The organism is Megasphaera paucivorans (assembly GCF_900103535.1).
Taxonomy (GTDB): domain Bacteria; phylum Bacillota; class Negativicutes; order Veillonellales; family Megasphaeraceae; genus Megasphaera_A; species Megasphaera_A paucivorans.
Genome location: NZ_FNHQ01000070.1, coordinates 1 through 1,666, shown reverse-complemented (window position 1 = coordinate 1,666; position 1,666 = coordinate 1). Strand labels below are relative to the sequence as shown.

Sequence of the window (1,666 nt, the reverse complement as noted above, 5' to 3'; positions counted from 1 at the left end):
CTCCGATCGTTCGTTTAGGTGCTCCGTTTGTTCCCATTCCGTATACGCCGCCATTAGAACGATTGGTTAAAATCGAACCAGAAGACATTATTGCTGCAGTGAAAAAAACGCTTGGACGTTAACGTACTCATATGAATATTTATTTCCCCAACCCCTTTTGTGATGGGAGGGGTTGGGATGATGGTAAAGTAAAAGGAGGCAAAGTAAATGGATGCTAAGTATGCAAATATAAATTTTGAAAATTTGTATAATAAACGTAAATTGCACGTTATCCTTCCTGTCTTTTTTGTGTCGGTCATAGCTTTTCTTGACCGTGTTAATGTTGCGTATGCCGGTATGACGATGACAAGAGATCTGCCGTGGTTGACACCTGAAATATTTGGTGCGGGAGCCGGTATGTTCTTCCTTGGTTATTTTTTCTTTGAAATTCCGGGTTCTTTGATTGCGGCGAAGTTTGATGCCTGTAAATGGATAGCCCGTATTATGTTTACCTGGGGCTTGGTTTGCGGTTTGCTTGCGTTTATGACTTCCCCTTTCCAATTCTATTTGTTTAGATTTTTGCTAGGGGCTTGTGAAGCCAGTTTGTATCCCGTTATTTATGCAGTACTTTTCCCACGCTGGTTTCTTGCTGGTGAACGTGCCAAGGCTATTTCCCTAATGCTTACATCCTTGCTGATTGCAGCTATTGTAGGGGCGCCTGTAGCAGGTATTCTTTTGGATTTAAATCTCTTTGGTTTTGCCGGATGGCAGACGTTGTTCTTACTTGAAGCAATACCGGCCTTAATTTTTACGTTTGTATTCCTTCTTTGGGTAAAGGATCGTCCGGATAAAGTATCCTGGCTGTCTCAGGAAGAAAAAGATTACTTAAATGAAACGATTGCGGCAGAAGAAGAAGCAAAAGCAAAAGTAAAAAAATATACGATTATGCAGTCTCTTACAGATAAACAAGTATGGCGTTTATGCATTATTTACTTTACTTGGATTACCGGTTTCTGGGGCTTTAATTTCTGGATGCCGCAGGTATTGAAGAGCTTGTCCGGCTGGTCAGCTACTATGGTAGGTATTTCTATTATATTCCCGATGGGGGCAGCCTTGGTTGCACAGATTATTATTGGAAATCACTCTTCTAAAACAGGGGAAAAACGGTGGCATGTTGCCGGATGTATGTTCCTAGGCGGTATCGGATTAGTGTGTGCACCCTTTATACAAAGTCCAATATTGAGTCTTGTATTTATTTGTATCACGGCTATTGGTGTATATTCTGCAATGGGAACATGGTGGTCTGTGCCGACAACCTTCTTAAGTGGTGCGGCAGCAGCGGGTGCCACTGCTCTGATTAACTCAATAGCTAATCTTGGCGGGTATCTCGGACCCTATATGCTGGGCGTTATCAAACAAAACACAGGATCTACAGACGGCGGTTATTTGGCATTAGGAGCTATGCTCTTTATTTCAGGAGCGGTTATGCTGACTCTTCCGAAAAAATCGGCAGTTGATATAGCACGGGAACAGATGACGGAAGAAAAATAATAGGTACGTTTATTGAAAATAGGTTAGCAAGGAGGTAATGATTGATGGCGACAGCACTTACGATGCCACAATTGGGCCTGACGATGACAGAAGGAACGGTCTCGCAATGGCTTAAAAAAGTAGGCGACCCGGTAAA

Annotated in this window: 1 protein-coding gene; it reads left to right on the top strand. The window is 42.6% G+C overall.

What is annotated here, in order from left to right; genetic code table 11:
• Positions 1-207: 207 nt before the first annotated feature.
• Complete coding sequence (locus BLR11_RS13855; protein WP_091653290.1) at positions 208-1,530, top strand: MFS transporter; 1,323 nt, start codon at positions 208-210, stop codon at positions 1,528-1,530.
• Positions 1,531-1,666 lie beyond the last annotated feature (136 nt).